16 protein-coding genes are annotated in these 19,065 nt (G+C 69.8%); 8 read left to right on the plus strand and 8 right to left on the minus strand.

From position 1 onward, the window contains the following. Positions 1-189 precede the first annotated feature (189 nt). The 6 genes from A9977_RS13740 to A9977_RS13765 all read left to right on the plus strand — a co-directional run bounded on the left by A9977_RS13740 (position 190) and on the right by A9977_RS13765 (position 7,810). Positions 190-1,146, plus strand: coding sequence for a LysR substrate-binding domain-containing protein (locus A9977_RS13740; protein WP_183025403.1), 957 nt, complete (start codon positions 190-192; stop codon positions 1,144-1,146). Between the two features lie 425 nt (positions 1,147-1,571). Then, a complete protein-coding gene (locus A9977_RS13745; RefSeq protein WP_183025404.1) occupies positions 1,572-4,028 on the plus strand; it encodes a phosphoesterase in 2,457 nt (818 codons plus the stop codon). A gap of 118 nt (positions 4,029-4,146) precedes the next feature. After that, positions 4,147-5,562: a cytochrome-c peroxidase gene (locus A9977_RS13750; RefSeq protein ID WP_183025405.1), complete on the plus strand. Its 1,416-nt coding sequence runs from the start codon at positions 4,147-4,149 to the stop codon at positions 5,560-5,562. Beyond that, on the plus strand, positions 5,559-6,194 hold the full coding sequence (locus tag A9977_RS13755) for a hypothetical protein (RefSeq protein WP_259651962.1): 636 nt from the start codon (positions 5,559-5,561) through the stop codon (positions 6,192-6,194). Before A9977_RS13750 ends, A9977_RS13755 begins: the two co-directional genes overlap by 4 nt. 61 nt (positions 6,195-6,255) lie before the next feature. After that, complete coding sequence (locus tag A9977_RS13760; protein WP_183025406.1) at positions 6,256-6,927, plus strand: hypothetical protein; 672 nt, start codon at positions 6,256-6,258, stop codon at positions 6,925-6,927. Between the two features lies 1 nt (position 6,928). Beyond that, a complete protein-coding gene (locus A9977_RS13765) occupies positions 6,929-7,810 on the plus strand; it encodes a 2OG-Fe(II) oxygenase (protein WP_183025407.1) in 882 nt (293 codons plus the stop codon). On the opposite strand, the gene A9977_RS13770 is transcribed toward A9977_RS13765, so the two are convergent. Continuing rightward, the gene (locus A9977_RS13770; RefSeq protein ID WP_183025408.1) at positions 7,807-8,634 is read right to left on the minus strand and encodes a hypothetical protein; all 828 of its coding nucleotides are present in this window, start codon (positions 8,632-8,634) and stop codon (positions 7,807-7,809) included. The genes A9977_RS13765 and A9977_RS13770 overlap by 4 nt on opposite strands. A gap of 81 nt (positions 8,635-8,715) precedes the next feature. Then, positions 8,716-9,156 carry a MarR family winged helix-turn-helix transcriptional regulator gene (locus A9977_RS13775; protein ID WP_183025409.1) on the minus strand — a complete coding sequence of 147 codons (441 nt, stop codon included), beginning with the start codon at positions 9,154-9,156 and terminating at the stop codon, positions 8,716-8,718. A 72-nt stretch (positions 9,157-9,228) separates the two neighbouring features. Between A9977_RS13775 and A9977_RS13780 the strand changes: the two genes are divergently transcribed. Further along, on the plus strand, positions 9,229-10,389 hold the full coding sequence (locus A9977_RS13780; protein ID WP_183025410.1) for an NAD(P)/FAD-dependent oxidoreductase: 1,161 nt from the start codon (positions 9,229-9,231) through the stop codon (positions 10,387-10,389). A gap of 8 nt (positions 10,390-10,397) precedes the next feature. Here A9977_RS13780 and A9977_RS13785 read toward each other — a convergent pair whose 3' ends face one another. From A9977_RS13785 to A9977_RS13795, 3 genes are all read right to left on the minus strand, one after another. Continuing rightward, on the minus strand, positions 10,398-12,281 hold the full coding sequence (locus A9977_RS13785) for a CocE/NonD family hydrolase (RefSeq protein ID WP_259651963.1): 1,884 nt from the start codon (positions 12,279-12,281) through the stop codon (positions 10,398-10,400). A gap of 353 nt (positions 12,282-12,634) precedes the next feature. After that, entirely contained in the window at positions 12,635-14,194 is a 1,560-nt protein-coding gene (locus tag A9977_RS13790) for a serine hydrolase (RefSeq protein WP_183025411.1), read from the minus strand. Between the two features lie 122 nt (positions 14,195-14,316). Next, entirely contained in the window at positions 14,317-14,745 is a 429-nt protein-coding gene (locus A9977_RS13795) for a DUF2721 domain-containing protein (protein ID WP_183025412.1), read from the minus strand. Positions 14,746-14,861: 116 nt separating this feature from the next. Here A9977_RS13795 and A9977_RS13800 point away from each other — a divergent pair, with 116 nt between their 5' ends. Next, positions 14,862-15,518: a dihydrofolate reductase family protein gene (locus A9977_RS13800; protein ID WP_183025413.1), complete on the plus strand. Its 657-nt coding sequence runs from the start codon at positions 14,862-14,864 to the stop codon at positions 15,516-15,518. Positions 15,519-15,558: 40 nt separating this feature from the next. Here the strand turns inward: A9977_RS13800 and A9977_RS13805 are convergent, their stop codons facing one another. From A9977_RS13805 to A9977_RS13815, 3 genes are read right to left on the minus strand one after another with little or no spacing between them, the layout of a single operon-like run. Then, entirely contained in the window at positions 15,559-16,848 is a 1,290-nt protein-coding gene (locus A9977_RS13805) for an NtaA/DmoA family FMN-dependent monooxygenase (RefSeq protein ID WP_183025414.1), read from the minus strand. Beyond that, on the minus strand, positions 16,845-17,795 hold the full coding sequence (locus A9977_RS13810) for an LLM class flavin-dependent oxidoreductase (RefSeq protein ID WP_183025415.1): 951 nt from the start codon (positions 17,793-17,795) through the stop codon (positions 16,845-16,847). The genes A9977_RS13805 and A9977_RS13810 overlap by 4 nt, the downstream gene beginning before the upstream one ends. A 12-nt stretch (positions 17,796-17,807) precedes the next feature. Further along, complete coding sequence (locus tag A9977_RS13815; protein WP_183025416.1) at positions 17,808-19,061, minus strand: acyl-CoA dehydrogenase; 1,254 nt, start codon at positions 19,059-19,061, stop codon at positions 17,808-17,810. Positions 19,062-19,065: the final 4 nt, after the last annotated feature.

Genomic DNA, 19,065 nt, shown 5'->3' on the forward strand with positions numbered 1-19,065 from the left:
TCCCTTTACCGTCTGGTTAAGGCCCGAAAAAGCGGCAAGCGCATGCACCACGGCGGCTCACCACAGGCTGACCCGAGAGTTGCTACGCTTCTCTCCTGCGCGATGGGCAGCCGCCAGCCGCGCCAGACCCAACCAATTGGTAAATGGAGACGCACCATCCAGGTGCAGACCCGAGAAGGAACACCGTCCATGGCGAAGCTCGATTGGTACATCCGCGCCGGCCTCAAGCCGCGCCACTTCCAGCTGCTGGTGGCGCTGGACGACTACCGGCAGATCGGCAAGGTCGCGGCCCTGATGAACGTCACCACGCCCGCCGTTTCCAAGGCCCTGACCGAGCTGGAAGAAGGCCTGGAGATGAAGCTGTTCGACCGCAGCGTGCGCGGCGTCACGCCCACGCCTTTTGGCGAATGCATGATCCGCGGCGCGAAGATGATGATGCGCGGGCTGGCCGAGGTGGGCGACGAGCTGCATGCGCTGTCGCACGGCGTCACCGGCAAGATCCGCATCGGCGTGCTGCCCTCCTCCGCCATCTCGCTGCTGCCCGCGAGCCTGCTCAAGCTCAAGAAGCTCTCGCCGGCCACGCCGGTGATCGTGCGCGAGGCGACGATGGACGCGCTGCTGCACGAGATGCGCTCGGGCGCCATCGAGCTGATCCTCGGCACGCTGCCGGTGCAGAAGGCCGACACCGGCGTCGAGGAAGAGGTGCTGTTCGAGGACCAGACCACGGTGGTGGTGCGCGCGGGCCATCCGCTGGCGCGCCAGAGCAGCCTCGAGTGGGTGGACCTCGCGCCCTACGCCTGGATCCTGCCGCCCGAGGGCTCGCTGCTGCGCGAGCCGCTGTCGCAGTGGTTCCGCGACAGCGGCCTGCCCGAGCCGGCCAACGCGATCGAGACGCTGTCGGTGTCCTTCATCCGCAGCTACCTCGCGCACAGCGACGCGATCGCCACGCTGCCGGCCTCGATCTCGAAGGAGTTCGACAAGGCCCGCGTGATCGAGGTGCTGCCCCTGCCGCTGCCCTCGCTGGTGCGGCCGGTGGGGCTGCTGTGGAGCGTCGGCCGGCCGCTGTCGCCCAGCGCCAAGCTGCTGCGCGACTGCCTGCGCAAGACCATCGCGCAGCAGACCGGGGCGCTGTCGATGGCGGGCTGAGCCGGCGCGCCGATGCGGCGCCGGAGGCAGGACGGGCACACGCTGCCGGAACAGGCTGGGACTGCGCACCGGCCGTCATTGGCGCGCGGATCGGATTTTGCAAATTGTTTCCAATTCAACGCAAATTGGGCGCCATTCAATTGCGTCAGGCGTGGGTCAGCCAATAGGCCGAATAAGTCAGCTTCCGGTCAGTTAATTGAGCCTGCAGGTCAGGCATGGTTCAGACGACTGGAATAGGGCGCGCAATTGGCCGCCAGTTCCCGCTGAATTTGCGACGCCACTGGCGAGCCGTTGACACAGAACTGTCACCCGCCATTTCTACATTGCCCCTCGACGTGGCGCCTCGTATTCAGAAAAGAAAACGACGCCCGAATTCCCGCGCGGCCAGCCCCAACCCTCCAATTACCCACACCCCCAAGATCCATATGTTGATTCTCGAAAAAAGAGTCTGGCTTACGTCATTGACGACCATTGCGGCTTGCGTGCTCGCCGCTTGCGGCGGCGGGAATGACGGGAGCAGCGGCTCCGTCCCGGTCACGCCTCCGCCCACCAACACGAGCAGCAGCACGACCTACAGCGGCGTGGTGGCCGCCAGCGGCTTCGTGCCGGGCAGCAGCACGGGCAATCCGACGCTCAAGGCCGGCTACTACCAGAAGGCCACGGTCTTCGTCGACAGCAACGGCAACGGCGTGCTCGACAGCGGCGAAGCGTCCGCGGTCACCGACGCCAGCGGCAAGTTCACGCTGACGACTACGAGCACCGGCCCGCTGGTGGCCGACATCGGCACCGCCGCGACCAACACCGCCACCGGCGCGCCGGTGGCCAGCCACCTGATCCTGCGCGCATCGGCCGAGCAGATCGCCGACCAGGGCGTGGGCCAGGTCGTGATCAGCCCGCTGTCGAGCGAAGCACAGCGCCTGGTGGAAGCCAACGGCAGCAGCTACGCGGCCGAGAAGGCCAACCTCGCCGCCCGCCTCAACGGCCCGGCCTTCAATCTGGGCACGGCCGCGGTCACCGACCCGCTGGCCGACGTCAACACCCTGAGCGGCGCCACCCAGTACGCGGCGCTGTACCAGGACAACGAGCTGACCAACCGCTACACCTATGCGACGACCAAGCTCGACCGCAAGGACATGTTCCCCGACAACCTGGCGGTCGCCGGCGGCGACCCGCGCCTGGTCGGCCTCACGGGCGTGACCCTCACCAACCGCGACGGCAGCAACGCCACGCCCTCGGTGCCGACGCAGAAGCAGGCGCCCATCACCTTCGCGCAGGCCCAGCAGGCGGCCTTCAACGTGGAAGGCGTGCCGGCCTACGACAACATCTTCGTGGTCATCGAGGAAAACAAGTCGACCGACGTGATCGTCGGCAACTCGCGGGCCGTGAACATCAACTACATCCTGAACAAGTACAACCAGCTCAGCACCTACTACTCGACCGGCAACCCGTCCGAGCCCAACTACACCGCGCTGGGCGGTGGCGACGACTTCGGCATCACCGACGACAACTGGTTCGGCTGCGGCGCGGTCGCCGGCACCCCCTATGCCGTGACCGACGTCGCCTTCACCGGCGGCACGGCCTCCGACGGCCAGCCCCTGCCCGCCCAGGGCAAGCTGCCGCCCGCGACCAGCGCCAGCCGCGCCGGCTACAGCGCGGCCAGCACCACCTGCGGCGACAACCCGACCGGTGGCACCGTGCACAACATCCCGGGCGACAACCTGTTCACGCTGATGTCGAAGACGGGCCGCACCATCCGCACCTACAGCGAGTCGATGAACCCCGGCCAGGACGTGCGCGCCGACAGCATCGCCGATGCGGCCGTCACCGCCACCTACGACGCAACCAATCGCCTCAACGGTTTCACCAACCTCGACGGCTCGACGCCCAACCTCGCCGGCACCCCCAACTTCGGCGTGGTGAACGGGCTCTACAAGGTCAAGCACGGCCCCTCGATCGCCTACCAGAGCGCGCGCAACCTGCCCGAGTTCGCGGCCACCAACCGCACCATCTTCGGCACGCAATACCAGGAAGCGGACTGGCTCAAGGCCACGGCCTACCCGGTGCCCAGCGGCTGGGTCTACGACCAGTTCAGCAAGGACCTGGCCACGGGCGACGTGGGCAACATCAACTTCATCGTGCCCGACCAGTGCGACGACATGCACGGCGTGGGCAGCGACACGAGCTGCGTGAGCAACAACAACGGCCAGGCCAACGGCGTGATGCGCGCCGACATCTACCTGGGCATGGTGGTCAAGAAGATCCAGAGCTCGGCGCTGTGGAAGAACCCGAACAAGCGCGTCGCGATCGTCGTGATGTACGACGAAGGCGAAGGCGGCAGCAACGGCTCCTGCTGCGGCTGGAACGCGGGCGGCAAGAACTCCGGCGCCGCACCCGTGACGGTGGATGCGAACGGCAAGGCCACGGCCACCGCCGCGCCGAGCAACTACGCCGCGGGCAACTTCGGCCACGGCAACTCGATCTTCGGCATCATCTCCAACCAGCAGGACGTGGGCACCGCCAAGAAGAACGTGGCCGACAGCGACGCCTACAGCCACTTCTCCTTCGTGCGCACGCTGCAGGACATGTTCCAGATCGCCGACCCGGCGGTCGACGCGAGCTACCTGAACCGCGCCAAGTACACCGAAGCCTTCATCACGGCCAACATCACGGCCCTGCCGGAATTCGCGGGCAGCGCGGACACGCACTTCGACTCGGTGCGGCCGATCAACCATGCCTACGTGATCCCGGGCAACTACACGCAGAAGCTCTACGCCGCCGACATCGTGGGCCAGATCGACACCCTCACGGGCAAGCTCCAGGGCCAGATCACGCCGCAGGTGGGACCCGACGCGAGCCAGACCAACGTCTGGGCAACGCACTGAGCCGAACGCCGCCCTTCGGGGCGGTGATGTTCCAGGCAGGCGCCCGCGCGGCGCCGCCTGGAACTTTTTTTCGTGAGGCAGCGCTCGCGCGATGCAACGGTGAATGATGAATCTGCGAATGCAAAAGACGGCCCTGCCGGCCCTGGCGCTCTCGGTGGCGCTGCTGGCCCTGGCGGGCTGCGACGACAGGAGCGTGGCGACGGCGGCCATCCCCGCCAGTGCCGCCGGCGCCGGCCCGCGTGCCCCGGCGCTGAGCCCGGCCGCCCAGGTCGGGCAGATGGTGTTCTTCGACAAGAACCTCTCGGGCGGCGGCAACATGTCGTGCGCGAGCTGCCATGACCCGCAATACGCCTACGGGCCGCCGAACAGCGTGTCGGTGCAGCTGGGTTCGGACCCCACGCTGTACGGCGTGCGCGCCGTGCCCTCGCTGCGCTACCGCGAATCGACGCCGGCCTTCGACGACGACGCGCCGAACCCCGACGGCGTGACCAGCAACTCGCCCGGTGGCGGCTTCATGGCGGACGGCCGCGCGGCGACGATGGCCGCGCAGGTCGCGCTGCCGCTGCTCAACCCGCTCGAGATGAACAATCCCTCGAAGGAAGCGGTGGTGAAGGCGGTGCAGCGCAGCAGCTACGCCGAGCTGTTCAAGAAGGCCTACGGTGCCGACGTGTTCGACGATACCGACAAGGCCTTCGACGCCGTGGGCAGCGCGATCCAGGCGCTGGAGACGGAAGACCTGAGCTTCCATCCCTACAGCAGCAAGTACGACCTCTATGTCTTCAACAAGGCCGGCGGCACGCTGACCCCGGCCGAGCGGCGCGGCGAGGTGCTGTTCCACAGCACCGGCGTGACCAACTGCTCGGGCTGCCACTACACGGGCGCCAACTTCAACGGCAACTCGGGCCTGATGACCGACTTCACCTACCAGGCCCTGGGCGCGCCGCGCAACGACCGGTCGATCCCGAACAACCCGGACCCGATCCCGGCCAACGACGACCCGGCCTACTTCGACATGGGGCTGTGCGGCCCCTACCGCACCGACCACCTGCCCGCCACGCCGGGCACGGCCAACCCCTACTGCGGCATGTTCAAGGTCCCGGCGCTGCGCAACGTGGCGACGCGCGGCGCCTTCTTTCACAACGGCGTGCTCCATTCGCTGGACCAGGTCGTCAACTTCTACAACACCCGCGACACGAACCCCGAGTACTGGTACCCCGCCGACCCGGACGGCAACGGCGCGCCGCGGGCCAACCCGGGCTGGGCGCTGCAGCCCACCCATGTGCCGGGCGCCACGGTGCGCAAGTACAACGACCTGCCGCGCGCGCAGCAGGGCAACGTCGACGAGGAAGTACCGCTGGGCACCGGCGAAGGCGGCGACAAGACGCTGGCCAGCGGCACGCAGCCGCGCGCACCCGGCGCCACGCCCGTCATGACGCCGGAGCAGATCGCCGACCTGGTCTGCTTCCTGGGCGTGCTGAGCGACGGCTACCAGCCGCCCGCCAAGGCGCCGACCACCGGCCGGTGCGTGAAATGAAGACGAACATCCGCTCGATCCCGATGCGACGCGTCGGCGCCTCCCTGCTGCTGCTGGCTGCGCTGGTCTCGCTCGCGGGCTGCGTCAACGAGGCCGCGCGCTTTCCCAGCCACGAGAATTTCACCGCGACGGTCAACGACTACCTCGCGCAACGCGGCCATGTGTGCCTGGCCAAGTACAGCTGGCCGATCACCGTGCCGGCCGGCTCCCATGAACCCGACGCACAGCAGATGCCGGTGCTCGAGCAGCTGGGGCTGGTGCGCGGCAAGGACCTGGCTGCGGCGCGCGAATATGCGCTGACCGACGCAGGGCGCCAGCACTACCTGCAGGTGCCGGTGGTGGTGCGCACCACCACGCAGACGCTCACGCACCCGGCCGACCTCTGCGCCGCCACGCTGAGCCTGGACCGCCTGATCGGCTGGGACCCGCCACAGACGCGCGACGGCCGCACCGCGACCTCGCTGCTCTTCACCTACCGCATCGCGACCGACGCCTGGGCCACCGCCCCCGAAGTGCAGCAGGCCTTTCCGTTGCTCGCGCGCGCCATCCAGCGCGAGGGCACGATGCAGGTGCGCCTGGGCGCGCACCTGACACGCCGCGGCTGGGTCGCGGACGAACTCGATCTGCATTGAAGCTGTGCATCCGTGCATTGCAGCCGCCACGGCGGCTCCCCACCCCTCCAACCGAAACCTCATGAATCTCCGCTCCCTCCTCCCGCGCCCGCGCATCGACACCTCGCTCAAGGCGCTGACAGGCCTCGCCCTGGTCTGCGCGCTGGCCGCCTGCGGCCTCGGCCACGATGCCAAGGCCCCCACCGCCGAGAACCTCGCCGGCCCGCTCGACGACTACCTGGCGGAGCGCGGCGACCTCTGCCTGGCCATGTTCGACTGGCCGATCGACCTGAGCGAAGCCGAGGCCGGTGCCGGCGCGCGCCATGCGGTGCAGTTCCCGGTGATGGAACAGCTGGGCCTGGTGCACAGCAGCATCGTCCCGGTGCCCAAGAGCGCCGAGAACCCGGACGGCGCGGTCAAACGCTTCGAGCTCACCGAGGCGGGCCGCGCCTTCTACAAGCCGCACCCCTACGCGGCCCGCGGCACCGAACACGCCAAGGACCTCTGCGTGGCCCACCTCAAGCGCGAGAAGATCGTCGACGTGAAGCTCGAGGCCGCCGACACGCGACATTCGCTGGCGGTGGTGAGCTACACCTACCAGATCGATCCGGCGCCCTGGATGCAGGACGCCGACGCGCAACGCGTGTTCCCGATGATCGCGCGCATCATGAAGGGCGCGGGCGGCGCGCTGCAGCTGCGCCAGGGCTTCACGCTGGGCGACAAGGGCTGGGTCGCGCACATGGGTCCTGCCTGAGATGGGCACCGTCGTCCGCTTCTCGCCCGAGCTGGGCCGCTGGCTCGCGCATCACCTCGGTGCCGGCCAGATGCCGCAGGCGCTGGTGGCGACGATGCTGAAACAGGGCATGAACGAGCGCGCCGCGCAGGCCATCGTCGCGGCCCATGTGGCGGCGCGGCAGAACGGTGCGGCGATGCCGGTCGACGCCATCGAGCTGCCGGACGAGGCCCCTGCGCGACCCGCGGCGCGCCTCGCGCCGGGCACGCGCCTCCACGCCGCCGACCGCGACATCGCCGTGCATGCGCGCGGCGAGGACCCGGTCTTCGCTGCGCTCGGCAACGTCGTCGATGCGGGCGAATGCCAGGCCCTGATCGCCATGGCGCGGCCGCGCCTGACGCCTTCCACGCTGGTCGATCCGACCAGCGGCCGCGACGTGGTCAGCGACCGGCGCGCCAGCTGGGGCATGTTCTTCCGCCTGGGCGAGAACGAGCTGGTGGCCCGGCTCGACCGGCGCCTGTCGGCGCTGATGAACCTGCCGCTGGAGAACGGCGAGGGGCTGCAGCTGCTGTACTACCCCACCGGCGCGGGCAGCGAGCCGCACCACGACTACCTGGCGCCCACCAATGCCGCCAACCGCGCGTCCATCGCGCGCAGCGGCCAGCGCGTGAGCACGCTGGTCACCTATCTGAACGACGTGCCCGAGGGCGGCCGGACCGTCTTCCCGCAGCTGGGCCTGGCCTTCTCGCCGATCCGCGGCAATGCCTGCTACTTCGAGTACGGCGACGGCCACGGCCGGGTCGATGCGCGCTGCCTGCACGCCAGCGCGCCCGTGACCGGCGGCGAGAAGTGGGTCATGACGAAGTGGATGCGCGAGCGCCGGTTCGTCCCGGCAGACTTCTAGACTGCCGCACGCTCGCCCCGCCACGGCGATGCCGTCGCCAGCCGCGCCGCCCGCCAGGTGAGCCACAGCATGCCCACCGGCACGATCAGGGTCTGGACCAGGAAGACCACCATCAGGTCGACGATCTTGTCGGCCCAGCCGCTCGCGGAATCCAGCAGCAGCTGGTAGCCGGCCTTGAGGTCCGGCAGGCCGCTCCACCAGCGCTCGAAGCGCTCACGCATCGTTTCCTTGGAAGGCACGGCCGGCGTGGCCGACGCCACCTCCTGCGGCGTGCGCTCCACCAGCGTCAGCGCCTGGTCGTGCTTGCCCTTCATGTAGCGCTCGTACAGCGCCTCGTTGGCCACCGCCGTCAGCGGCACCGCGAAGCGGGCCAGCAGCAGCACCACCAGCACCGGCTGCAGCCAGCGCGCGTAGCGGCCTTGTTGTAAAAAGGTGAGCGCGAGCCAGCCCACGACCGCGATGCTCAGCAGCACGGCCACGGCCTGGCTGCCGCCGAAGTCAAGCAGCACCAGCTGCACGCCGAAGGCCACGCTGGCCGCCAGCATCGCACTCGCGAAATGGTCCACCAGCTGGTTCAACGGCTGCAGCACCTGGCCCGGCGTGGTGCCCACGCCCACGCCGCCGGGCTTGATGTCGATCTGCGTGCCCTGCGCCACGGAGATCACCGCGCCCAGCGTGCGCGCGGCCGCGAAGGCCACCAGCGCGCGCTTCATGCCAGCCTGCAGGCCCTCGCGGGCGGGCGCGTTGAAGGAGGTGGTCCACGCGCCCAGCAGCACGACGACGGTCAGGAACAGGGCAAGGGCGCGTCGGAAGGACAGGTTCATGGGCCCCAGCTTAAAGGCGCCCGGAGACCATCGCAGCGCAAGACCCTGCCGATTCGTCGAGCAAAGCGCCCCGGCGACCGGCTACATCCCGCCCATGTGCTCGACGTTGGCGTTGAGCCGCGTCAGCAGCGCCGTCAGCTGCGCAAGGTCCTCGGCCGAGAAGCCTTCCAGCACCTGCTGCGCATGCGCATCCATGACCGCCTTGGCCTTGGGCAGGCGGCGCGTGGCCAGCGGGGTCAGCGAGATCAGGCGGCTGCGTTTGTCGTCGGGGTCGGGCACGCGTTCGACCAGGCCGTCGCGCTCCATGCGGGCCAGCAGCTGCGCCATGCTCGGCTGCTCGACCTGGGCGATGCGCGCCAGCTCGGCCTGCGACAGCGCCTTCTGCTGCTTGAGCGAGACCAGCACCGGCAGCTGACCCACAGCGAATCCGAACTCGCGCAGCCCGTCGTCGGCCAGGCGCGTGAAGCCGCGCGTCACGCGGCCGAGGAGCCTCAGGGGATTGAATGTCTCTGCATCGTTCATGGGGTCATTCTATCTTCATAGGAGCCTATTGATACATAAATAGGCACCTATCGTTTTTGAGAAGGATCCGAAATGCACAAGCATCCACGCATCGCCATCGTCGGCGGCGGCCCCGGCGGGCTCACGCTGGCACGTCTGCTCCACCTGTCGGGCATCGAGGCCACGGTGTTCGAACGCGACGCCCATCCGCTCGAGCGCCCCCAGGGCGGCACGCTCGACCTGCACGAAGACTCGGGCCTGCTGGCCGTGCGCCGCGCCGGACTCGAGGCCGCCTTCCTGCGTCTGGCACGCTACGACGACCAGGGCTCGCGCCTGCTCGACATGTCGGGCCGGCTGCTGTTCGAACAACCCGATGCGGCGGCCGGCGACCGCCCCGAGATCGACCGCACCGCGCTGCGCGAGATGCTGCTGGATGCGCTGCCAACGGGCTGCGTGCGCTGGGGCAGCAGCCTGCGCGCACTGCAGCCGCTGGCGGACGGGCGCTGGCAGCTGGACCTGGCCAACGGCCCGGCCGGGCCCTTCGACCTGGTGGTGGGCGCGGACGGCGCCTGGTCGCGCGTGCGGCCGCTGCTCTCGCCCTACAAGCCGCAGTACAGCGGCCTGACCTTCGTCGAATTCGGCATCGACGACGTCGATGCCAGCCATCCGGCGATCTCGAAGCTCGTGGGACGGGGCAAGGTCGGGGTGGAGGGTCGGAGCAAGGAGATCATCGCGCAACGCAACGGCAACGCCCACATCCGCGGCTATGCGATCTTCCGCGTGCCGGCGGACTGGGCCGCGCAACGCTTCGACTTCGCTTCACCGGCGGCCGTGCGCAGCGGCCTGCTCGAGGAATTCCAGGGCTTCGACGAGAGCGTCACCGACCTCTTCCGCGCCGCCAACGACCGCTTCGAGGCACGCCCGATCCACGCCTTGCCCGTGGGCCATTGCTGGGCCCACCGGCGCGGCCTCACGCTGCTCGGCGATGCGGCCCATGTGATGTCGCCCTTCGGCGGCGAAGGCGTCAACACGGCCATGCGCGATGCGGTCGAACTGGCGGCGCGGCTGGCGGGCGGCGGCGACTGGGACGCCGCCGTGGCGTCCTACGAAGCGGAGATGTTCGAACGCGTCACCGAGGCCGCGCAGGGATCGGCCGATGCCGCGGCCGTCCAGCTGTCGCACCTCGGTCCAGCCTTGACGCTGCAGCATGTGATGCAGGTGCATGACGCGCATGCCGCTCGCCCGCGGCGGTAGGCCCCAGCTCAGGCCGGCGGGCGCGGCCCCACGCCGGCCGGCACCGCGGTTACGCTGTCGCGGCAGGGCTGGCGCAGCGTCTTGTCGCAACTCGGGAGTGCGGCGGCATGCGGGTAGCGCAGGTGTCCCAGCACGACGCTCGAAGGGAACTGGCTGTTGTGCCAGATGCTGTTGGTCGAGGGCGTGGGGTTGTGGCCGAAGACCCAGAAACCGGTCTGCGAGGGCGAATCGATGGTCACCCGGATCGCCGAGCCCGCGCGGAACACGTGGGCGAAGCGCTGGATCTCCACCCGCGCCAGCACCGGCACGTTTGCCGTCAGCGGGCGCAGCGCGTCGGCCGTGAAGATCTGCCAGGGCCGCAGTTCGGTCGTCCGGGTCGGGTCCAGGGCGCGCTTGGAGGCCCGCAGCCATCCGCGCTGCACGAACATCTCCTTGCCATCGGGCCGCACTTCGGACACAGTGACCTGCAGGTCGGTGTCGTCCGCGGTGGCACTGATCCACACGTCGGCCGAGCCTTCGCCGAAGAAGCTCAGGTCTTCCGGCAGCTTGGGCGTGGTGAAGCTCAGCTGGCCGTCAGCGGCCGCCACCGATTGCCACCCCTCGTCCGCCGGGTTGTTGACGGCCGGGCTGCTGACCGGATAGCGGTAGGTCGACGGCAGGGAGGCATTGACCGGCGCGATGTCGCCGAGGCCACCCCCCGCCTGCATCCACAGGCGCATCGGCTTGACCGGCAGCGGCAGGCGATCGAAGGTCGCCACCGCGTTCGGCACGCCCGTTTTCTGCATCTCCTGCAGCAGGCGCACGTGCGGCTCCTTCTCGAAGCCGTTGTCGTGGCCCTTCACGAAATGGTCGAGGAAGCGCTTGTACGTGTCGTCGGTGATATTGGTGCCGTGCTCGCCGTTGGAGCCGAGGAACCACATCTTGTCCCGTGCGATGGTGTCCTCGTAGTAGCCGGCGCGCGGCCCCACCTGCTCGTCCTGCCAGGACACGTTGGTCAGCACCGGAATGTCGATCTTGGGGGTCTCCAGGTACGCGCTGCGCTGCACGTAGAGGCCGTCGGCATAGGGGTTCTGGAGCCACTGCGTCAGGTCCAGCTCGGGCCGCTTGATCTTCTCGATGTTGTCGGCCACGGTCTGGGCGCACTCGGTGTCGCCGTCGAGCTGCGCCGCGACCGCTGCCGCCTGGCTCCAGATCGGCGGGAAGTTCCCCCACCAGGCGGCCGGGAAGCCGATGTTCTTGATGCCGCCCGGATAGCCGACGTCGCGGTACGGATCGGCCACGTTCTTGGCCGGCGTGATCGCGAGCAGGCCCTTGGGACGTTGCGCCGCCACCCACAGCTGGTTGTAGCCCGAGTAGGACGCACCGATCATGCCGATCCGGCCGTTCGACCACGGCTGCTTGCCGGCCCATTCGACGGCGAAGGCGCCGGCCGCGCCGGTCGAGGCGTCGAACACATGGTCATCGCCGGTGGAGCAACCGGTGCCCGGCACGTTGATGCCCATCGCGGCATAGCCTTCGGCCACCCAACGCTGGCTGAGCCCGGGCGTGGAGCCCGCGATGTAGCCGTCGTACTCCACCAGCACGGGGAAGGGGCCGGGGCCGGGCGGCAGGAGCAGCGAATAGCGCATCTTGTTGCCGTCGGGCAGCGTGATGTAGCCCCACTTGCGGACCGGCTCGGTCTCGGGTGTCACGACCGGCTCTTCGGGCTGGGGCGTGGGCGGCTTCACCGATGGCGTGTCGGGCCCCGTGGCCACTGGCGGCACCGTGGGGGTCGGGGCCGATGCGCCACCGGACGAACCACCACCGCAGGCGGCGAGGCCCACGGCGAGCGTCGACATTGCGGCCAGCGAGGCCGCGAACTGCCATCGTTTCAGAGGCTTGGAAGCCTTCATTCTTGTCTCCGTTCTTGTTGAGGAACGCGCACCGGCGCTGCTGCCAGCGCGCGTGGTCGACCCCTTTTTTTGGGTATCGGCGTTCGATGCCGCCCTGCAGCGCGTCGAACCCAAAAAATTCTAAGAACGCAGCTGCGGGCGTCGCTATCCCGTGCGCGCCAACGCAATGACTTTGGCGACGGCTCGCGCCTCGCGTTCGAGAGGGTGGAAGAGGCTCTGTCGATCGGCCACCGCGCGCGGCCGCAACAGGGCATGGTCGGCCGGCGGCGCGGCGGTGATGGTGCATCGAGCGCGATGACACGGCGCGCCGCGCCGTGCCCGCCCGGCGCGCAGCCGCGGCGCCCGCGAACGCCTTAGGCCTTCGCCCGCGTCCCGGTCAGCGTCGGCATCTCGGTCGCGCTCGAGTTGACGTTCACGCTGCGGTCGAAGCGCAGGTAGGGCCCCGCGAAACGGCACACCACCGTGTCGCGGAAGGCCGACTCGACGAAGGTCCAGGTCATGACGAAGGTGCGCGCATCGCGCCACTCGCCGCTGGCCACCACGCGCATCACCTCGGGCTGGTACTCGTGGTGCAGCTTGTTGCCGGTGACGGTGGTGTCGCCCTCCACAGGTTGGCGCAGACCGACGCGCACCGTGTGCGTGCCGCGCTCGTCGTCCAGCGTGAAGGTGCAGGTGTCGGCGCCGAAGTCGAGCTGCGCCGACTTGATCTTCTCGGCGTTCTCGGGAAAGTCGTAGCGCCGGCCCGAGACGGCCGCGGCCACGGGCGAACTGCCGGGCTTGACCGGCGGCAGCAGTTGCAGCGTGCGCGTGCGGGCCCTGAGCGCGGCGTTGTCCCGGTCGCTCGCGGGCACGCGGTCGCCGAACGCGTCGGGAAAGTGCTTGTACAGCAGGCCCGCGTTGAAGCCGGCCTTGGGCGGCAGCGCGCTGTTGAGCGCGAGCACCGCGTTCTGCTCGGGGAACACCACCGCGTACTGGCCGAACAGGCCGTCGGCGTTGTAGGCGCCGCGCGGGCCCAGCCACCACTGGTAGCCGTACCTGTCCTTGGTGTGCGGCGCATGCACGGCGTCGACCCACTCCCGCGTCAGGATCTGCCGACCGTTCCACACGCCGTTCTGGGCATGCAGGATGCCCAGCTTGAGCGAGTCGACGGTCTTCCAGCTCAGGCCGTTGGCGCCGGGCGAGATGCCCTCGGGGCCCACGTCCCATTCGTAGCCGGTGATGCCCAGCGGTTCGAAGAAGCGGGGCTTGAGGTAGTCGGCCACCGACTGCCCGGTGGTCTTCGTGACGATGGCCGACAGCATGTAGGTGGCCGCGCTGGTGTAGACGAACTTGCTGCCCGGGGTGTAGACCACCGGGATCTTGAAGAACTCGGCGATCCAGCTGGTGCGGATCTGCCGCCACACCGAGCCCGACACCATGGCCTCGTGGCCGGTGCGCATGCTCAGCAGGTCGCGCACGGTCATGGCCGCGAGATGGGGGCTGACCTCCGGCGGCAGGTGCTCGGGGAAGAAGGACACCACCTCGTCGTCGAGCCCGAACCGGCCATCCGCGATGGCCATGCCGACGGCGCACACGGTCACGCTCTTGGTGAGCGAGTGCGTCATGTGGCGGCGCTCGGCCCGGTACGGGTCCCACCAGCCTTCGGCCACCACATGGCCGTTGCGCCACAGCATGAAGCCGTGCAGCTCGAACGCGCTGCGCTCCGCGTCGTCGAGGAAGGCGAGGATCGCGGCGGGCGAGATGCCCTGCGCCTCGGGCCGGCTGCGCGGCAGGCCATCGGTGAAGGCCGGCGCGGCGGCGCCGGTGGCGGCCCAGCCGAGGCCGGGCATGGCGGCCATGACGGTGCCGCCCAGCGACAGGCGCAGCAGGCCGCGGCGTGAGACGGAAGGGATCGAGGCGGTGGCTTCTTTCATTGCTCTTTCGCGCAGGCTGAGGGGCTGCGGAGTATCGCGCGGGGACCTGTCAATCGGCTTTCGTTCGTTGCCGCCTGCCAGGATCGGGGCGAGGCGATGGCCGCTCCGCGTGCCGCCGTGCGCTAGGTCGGATGGATGCTGCGCTGGGTCACGAACACCTCGACCAGCAGCAGCGCATAGGTGGCGATCAGCGCGAGCATGGCGACCACGAAGAGGACGGCGACCGGCCGGTCGAAGGCCAACGCGAGTTCGTTCGCCACGAACAGCGAGCCGATGAGCAGGCAGACGATGACGCCGCACAGCGCGCCGGTGGAGACCGCGGCATTGAGGATCTTCGCCCGGCGGTTGAGCGTCGCCATTTCGCCGTCGATCTCGCCGCAGCGGACCGGATCGGCATCGTCGCGCTCGTCGCGGCACTTGTGCATGCGGTCATTGACGCGCGCCAGGCGGTTCGTGAGCACGGTCAGGGTGCCGCCGATGGCAGCCAGCATGAAGGAGGGCCCCACGGCCAGCTGAATGACATGGGAGGTGTCGGCGTGAATGCTGAGCATGGCGGCAAGCGTACCCGAGCCATTCGACGGTCGGATACAGCGCCTGCTCGCGCCGACCGCAGCGTGGGCGCGCACCGGCGCTAGACTGCCATCCCCTTCCTGCAGGAGACGACGCCATGACCCGATTGCTCGTGCGCAGCTTCGGCCTTTCGCTCGACGGCTTTGCCGCCGGCCCCGACCAGAGCCTGGCGCACCCGCTGGGTGTTCGTGGCCCCGAACTCATGGACTGGTTCTTTCCCACGCGCGTCTGGCAGCGGATGCAGCAGGGGAGCGAGGCCGACGGCGAGACCGGCATCGACAACGAGATCGCCGAGCAAGGCTTCGCCGAGATGGGCGCCTGGATCCTCGGGCGCAACATGTTCGGGCCGGTGCGCGGCCCCTGGCCCGACGCGCAGTGGAAAGGCTGGTGGGGCGACGAGCCGCCCTACCATGTGCCGGTCTTCGTGCTGACCCACCATGCCCGCGCGCCCCTGAAGATGCGGGGCGGCACCACCTTCCACTTCGTCACCGGCGGCATCCACGATGCGCTGGCGCAGGCGCGGGCCGCCGCGGGTGGGCGCGATGTCCGCGTGGGCGGCGGCGTGGCCACCGTGCGCGCGTACCTGCAGGCCGGGCTGATCGACGAACTGCACCTGGCCGTGCGCCCCGTGCTGCTGGGCCGCGGCGAGGCGCTGTTCTCGGGCCTCGATCTGCCGGCGCTGGGCTACCGCTGCGAACGGCAGGTGGCCGGCGAGCGCGCCACGCACATGTTCCTGCGCCGCGGCACCGCTTGAGGCGGCCAGCGCGTCGGCGCGCGTGCCGGGCGATCCCTCTTCACAGCGCAGCCGTCGGTGCGCTCGCCCGGAAATGCTCGCGCAAGGTCTGCGTCTCGTAGGCGTGGCGGTACAGGCCGCGCTTGCGCAGGATCGGCACCAGCTCGTCGACGATCACGTCGAGCCCGTCGATCAGCCGATCCGGCTGCAGGTTGAAGCCGTCGATGGCGCCGGCACGGAACCAGTCCTCGATGTGGTCGGCCAGCTGTTCGGGCGTGCCGACGAAGCCGGCGTGGCCTGAGCCGGTGTAGCGCGTCTGCTGCAGGTACTCCCGCACCGTGGGCCGGGTCTTGCGGATCTGCGCGACGATCGACTCGCGAAAACCGATGCTGCCCAGGAAGGTCTGGCTGTTCTTCAGCGGGCCCAGCACCTCCTCGGGAAACGGCGCATCGAGTTCGAGGGTCGAGGCGTCGTAACCGATCGCCTGCGACAGCCAGCCGATCGAATACGACGCCGGCCCGGCATCGTGGATCTCGTCGCAGCGACGACGCGCCTCTTCCTCGGTGCTGCCCAGGCTCAGCAGCAGGCCGGGAAGGATCTTGATGTCGTCGGGCGAACGGCCATGGTCGCGGGCCAGGCCCTTGACCATCTTGTAGTGCGCGATGGCCTGTTCCTTCGTCAGTTCGGCCGCGAAGACGCCCTCGGCCACCCGCCCGGCCAGTGCACGCCCCTGTGGCGAGCCGCCGGCCTGGAAGATGACGGGCTGGCCCTGCCGTGACGGCGGGACGCGCAATCGACCCTCGATGTCGAAGAAGGCGCCGTGGTGATGCACGTCCTGCCCCGTGGCGGCCGACGCCCACAGCGCCCGCACCACGTCCACGAATTCGCTGGCACGCTCGTAGCGGTCGTCGCGCTGCGGGATGTCCGGCAGGCCGAAGTTGCGCGCGGCGGGCACGCCCCGGGTGGTGACAACATTGACCGCTGCGCGCCCGCCCGTCTGGTGGTCCCACGACAGCACGCGTTCGGCCAGCTCGAAGGGGTCGTTGAAGGTCGACGAGGCGGTGGCCACCAGGCCCACATGCGAGGTGGCCGCGGCCACCTGGCCCCAGTTCACCGTCGGTTCGAGCCGGATCGGGTTGGCGTCGTGGGCGGGATTGCCCAGCAGCGGTCCATCCGCCAGGAACAGGGCATCGAGGGTGCCGCGTTCGGCGGTCCGCCCCAGGCTCGCCCAGTAGTCGGGGTCGATGAAGGCGTCCTTCTTCAGCAGCGGCGTCTTCCATGCGGCGGGCAGGTAGCCCAGCACCAGCACGTTGATGCCCAGGAGGACATGGCCGGATCGTTTGTTCGTCATGGGTGCCGTACCGCGGGGTGCGAAGGAGGAACATGGGGCTGGGGCACCGGGAAGGCCGCGCGCGCGGTGACAGCGAGCGGCGCGGGTGCGGGCAGCCGGAGCGCGGCGCGCAGCGACCCGCCGGCCGCCACGGGCACGACAAGGCCGTCGGCCAGCCAGCGTTCGGCCGTGTCGAGCAGCGCATCCACCGACTGCTCGAGGCCGGCCCGCAGCACCAGGCCGGGCCAGGGCCCGGGCGGCGGCTCCTGGCCCAGCGGCAGCACCGGCACCGTGCCGGCACCGCCCAGCACCAGTTCGATGGGGTCGTCGTCGGCTGTCGGGGCCCGGTCCGCCGGGGTGGCCGCGTACCACGCGATCACCGAGGCGCCCGTCGCGGGCTCGGGCGCGTTCAGGGGCCCCGCGATCGAGAAGCGGTTCGCCAGATCGACGTGCACGATGCGGTGGGCCTCCACCAGCACCCCCTTCTCGCGGTTGCCGACGATGGTGTCGTAGGGCCAGCTCTGTTCCAGGGCGCGCACCGCACGGGCCGCGTCGAAGGCCGTCTGCGCGTCGAGCGCGGTGCCGCCGCCCAGCCCCGCGCCGCCCCAGGCCGGCGCCTCCTTCGGGCCTGCGGGCGCATAGGCATCGCGCACACCGATCAGCAGGCCGCTGCGGCCCCGCGACAGATGGGCCAGCGAAGCGACGCGGCGTGCGATGTTGTAGGGATGGTCGCGCTGCGGCGTGGCGGTGACGAAGAAGCGCCCCCGCTGCGTCGCGCCCGCGAGGGTGGCGCCCACGGCACTGCTCGCCAGCGTGGTGGCGGCCGGCGCGCTGCCGTCCACGCGGTCGATGCCCAGCACGCTGAAGGCCAGCGGCAAGGCGTCCCAGCGCGCGAGCAAGGCGCGGCTGGCGGTCAGTTCGATCAGGTGCGGCCCGGCGAGCCCGAGCGCAAGGTAGGGACGGGTCATCTCGCGGGCCCCTCAGTTTCCCTGGCCGCCGCGGCCGAGCCGGGCGATGCTCGACACCGGCGACTTGCCGTTGACCAGATAGTCGCCGAGGATGCGCGCCTTGTAGGCGACCGGGTTGTGCGATGCGAGCGTGCGCGCATTGCGCCAGTGGCGGTCGAGCGCGCTGAGCTCGGAGGTGGCGGACGCGCCCAGCGCACCGAAGACATGCGTGGCCGCGTACAGCACGCCGTCCACGATCGCGAGCTGCGCCTGCGCGACGGAAACTTCCCCGGCAATGGCACGCTGGTCGCGCAGCGCGAGGTCGCCCGCGGCATGGGCGGCGGCGATGCGGTCGAGCGAGCGCGCGGCCTGGCGCAAGGCGGCTTCGGTCGAGAACACGCGCGCCGACACTTCGCCGATCACCTGCAGCAGCTGCGCGTCCAGCGCGGGCACCGGGTCCAGGCCCTGCGGATAGTTGCGCCCCCGCGACCGGAGCGAGGCGATGCCGTCGCGCTGGATGGCTCGGGTGATGCCGGTGAGCACGGCCAGCAGTGCCGTCTGATAGAAGTGGCCCTGGTAGACCACGCGCTCGCTGGCCGGAAACACATCGCCCTCGTGCGCCACGGCCTCCTGGTAGGTGACGCTGCCGCTGGCCGTGGTGCGCTGGCCGAAGCCCGGCCAGTCGTCGCTCAGCACCACGCCGGGCTGGTGGCGGCTGACCAGCGTGGTGATGAGCGAACCGTCCTCGCCCTTGCCGATCACGTCGAGCCAGTCGGCGTAGAGGCTGCCGGTGGCATAGAACTTGGCGCCCGTGACCTTGTAGAGGCCCTCTTCCTGCGTCACCCTCGTCTGGATGTTGGCGTAGGTGCCGTTGTTGGCTTCCGTCCATCCGCCACCGACGAACTCGCGGTCCTTGAAACGCTGAAGCCAGCGTTCGTTGGTCGGCGACGGCGCGGCGTTGAGGCGGTCCTCGATGAAGGCCAGGTGGTTGCGCCAGACATGGGCCACGTTGGCATCCGCCTCGGCCAGCAAGGCCAGCAGGTAGAAGGTCTGCTCCAGCGACGCCCCCCAGCCGCCGAACGCCTCGGGGATGCGCAGCAGCGCGAAGTCGGCGTCCTTGAGCCACTGCACCTGCTCGTAGGGGAAGGTGCGGTGGCGTTCGCGCTCGACGTTGCCCTCGGCGATGCGGTCGAAGATCGGCTGGAAGCGCGCGACGAGGGCCTCTTCCTGCGCGGTCGCGGCGCGCAGGTAGGTCAGCGAAGCGTGGGCCTTCACTGCAGTGTTCATGGTT

The sequence above is a fragment of the Variovorax sp. UMC13 genome, assembly GCF_014170375.1.
GTDB lineage: Bacteria > Pseudomonadota > Gammaproteobacteria > Burkholderiales > Burkholderiaceae_C > Variovorax.

Coding starts and splice junctions, on each gene's coding strand:
- A9977_RS13740 (WP_183025403.1), top strand. CDS start 190: ATGGCGAAGCTCGATTGGTACATCCGCGCCGGCCTCAAGCCGCGCCAC.
- A9977_RS13745 (WP_183025404.1), top strand. CDS start 1,572: ATGTTGATTCTCGAAAAAAGAGTCTGGCTTACGTCATTGACGACCATT.
- A9977_RS13750 (WP_183025405.1), top strand. CDS start 4,147: ATGCAAAAGACGGCCCTGCCGGCCCTGGCGCTCTCGGTGGCGCTGCTG.
- A9977_RS13755 (WP_259651962.1), top strand. CDS start 5,559: ATGAAGACGAACATCCGCTCGATCCCGATGCGACGCGTCGGCGCCTCC.
- A9977_RS13760 (WP_183025406.1), top strand. CDS start 6,256: ATGAATCTCCGCTCCCTCCTCCCGCGCCCGCGCATCGACACCTCGCTC.
- A9977_RS13765 (WP_183025407.1), top strand. CDS start 6,929: ATGGGCACCGTCGTCCGCTTCTCGCCCGAGCTGGGCCGCTGGCTCGCG.
- A9977_RS13770 (WP_183025408.1), bottom strand. CDS start 8,634: ATGAACCTGTCCTTCCGACGCGCCCTTGCCCTGTTCCTGACCGTCGTC.
- A9977_RS13775 (WP_183025409.1), bottom strand. CDS start 9,156: ATGAACGATGCAGAGACATTCAATCCCCTGAGGCTCCTCGGCCGCGTG.
- A9977_RS13780 (WP_183025410.1), top strand. CDS start 9,229: ATGCACAAGCATCCACGCATCGCCATCGTCGGCGGCGGCCCCGGCGGG.
- A9977_RS13785 (WP_259651963.1), bottom strand. CDS start 12,281: ATGAAGGCTTCCAAGCCTCTGAAACGATGGCAGTTCGCGGCCTCGCTG.
- A9977_RS13790 (WP_183025411.1), bottom strand. CDS start 14,194: ATGAAAGAAGCCACCGCCTCGATCCCTTCCGTCTCACGCCGCGGCCTG.
- A9977_RS13795 (WP_183025412.1), bottom strand. CDS start 14,745: ATGCTCAGCATTCACGCCGACACCTCCCATGTCATTCAGCTGGCCGTG.
- A9977_RS13800 (WP_183025413.1), top strand. CDS start 14,862: ATGACCCGATTGCTCGTGCGCAGCTTCGGCCTTTCGCTCGACGGCTTT.
- A9977_RS13805 (WP_183025414.1), bottom strand. CDS start 16,848: ATGACGAACAAACGATCCGGCCATGTCCTCCTGGGCATCAACGTGCTG.
- A9977_RS13810 (WP_183025415.1), bottom strand. CDS start 17,795: ATGACCCGTCCCTACCTTGCGCTCGGGCTCGCCGGGCCGCACCTGATC.
- A9977_RS13815 (WP_183025416.1), bottom strand. CDS start 19,061: ATGAACACTGCAGTGAAGGCCCACGCTTCGCTGACCTACCTGCGCGCC.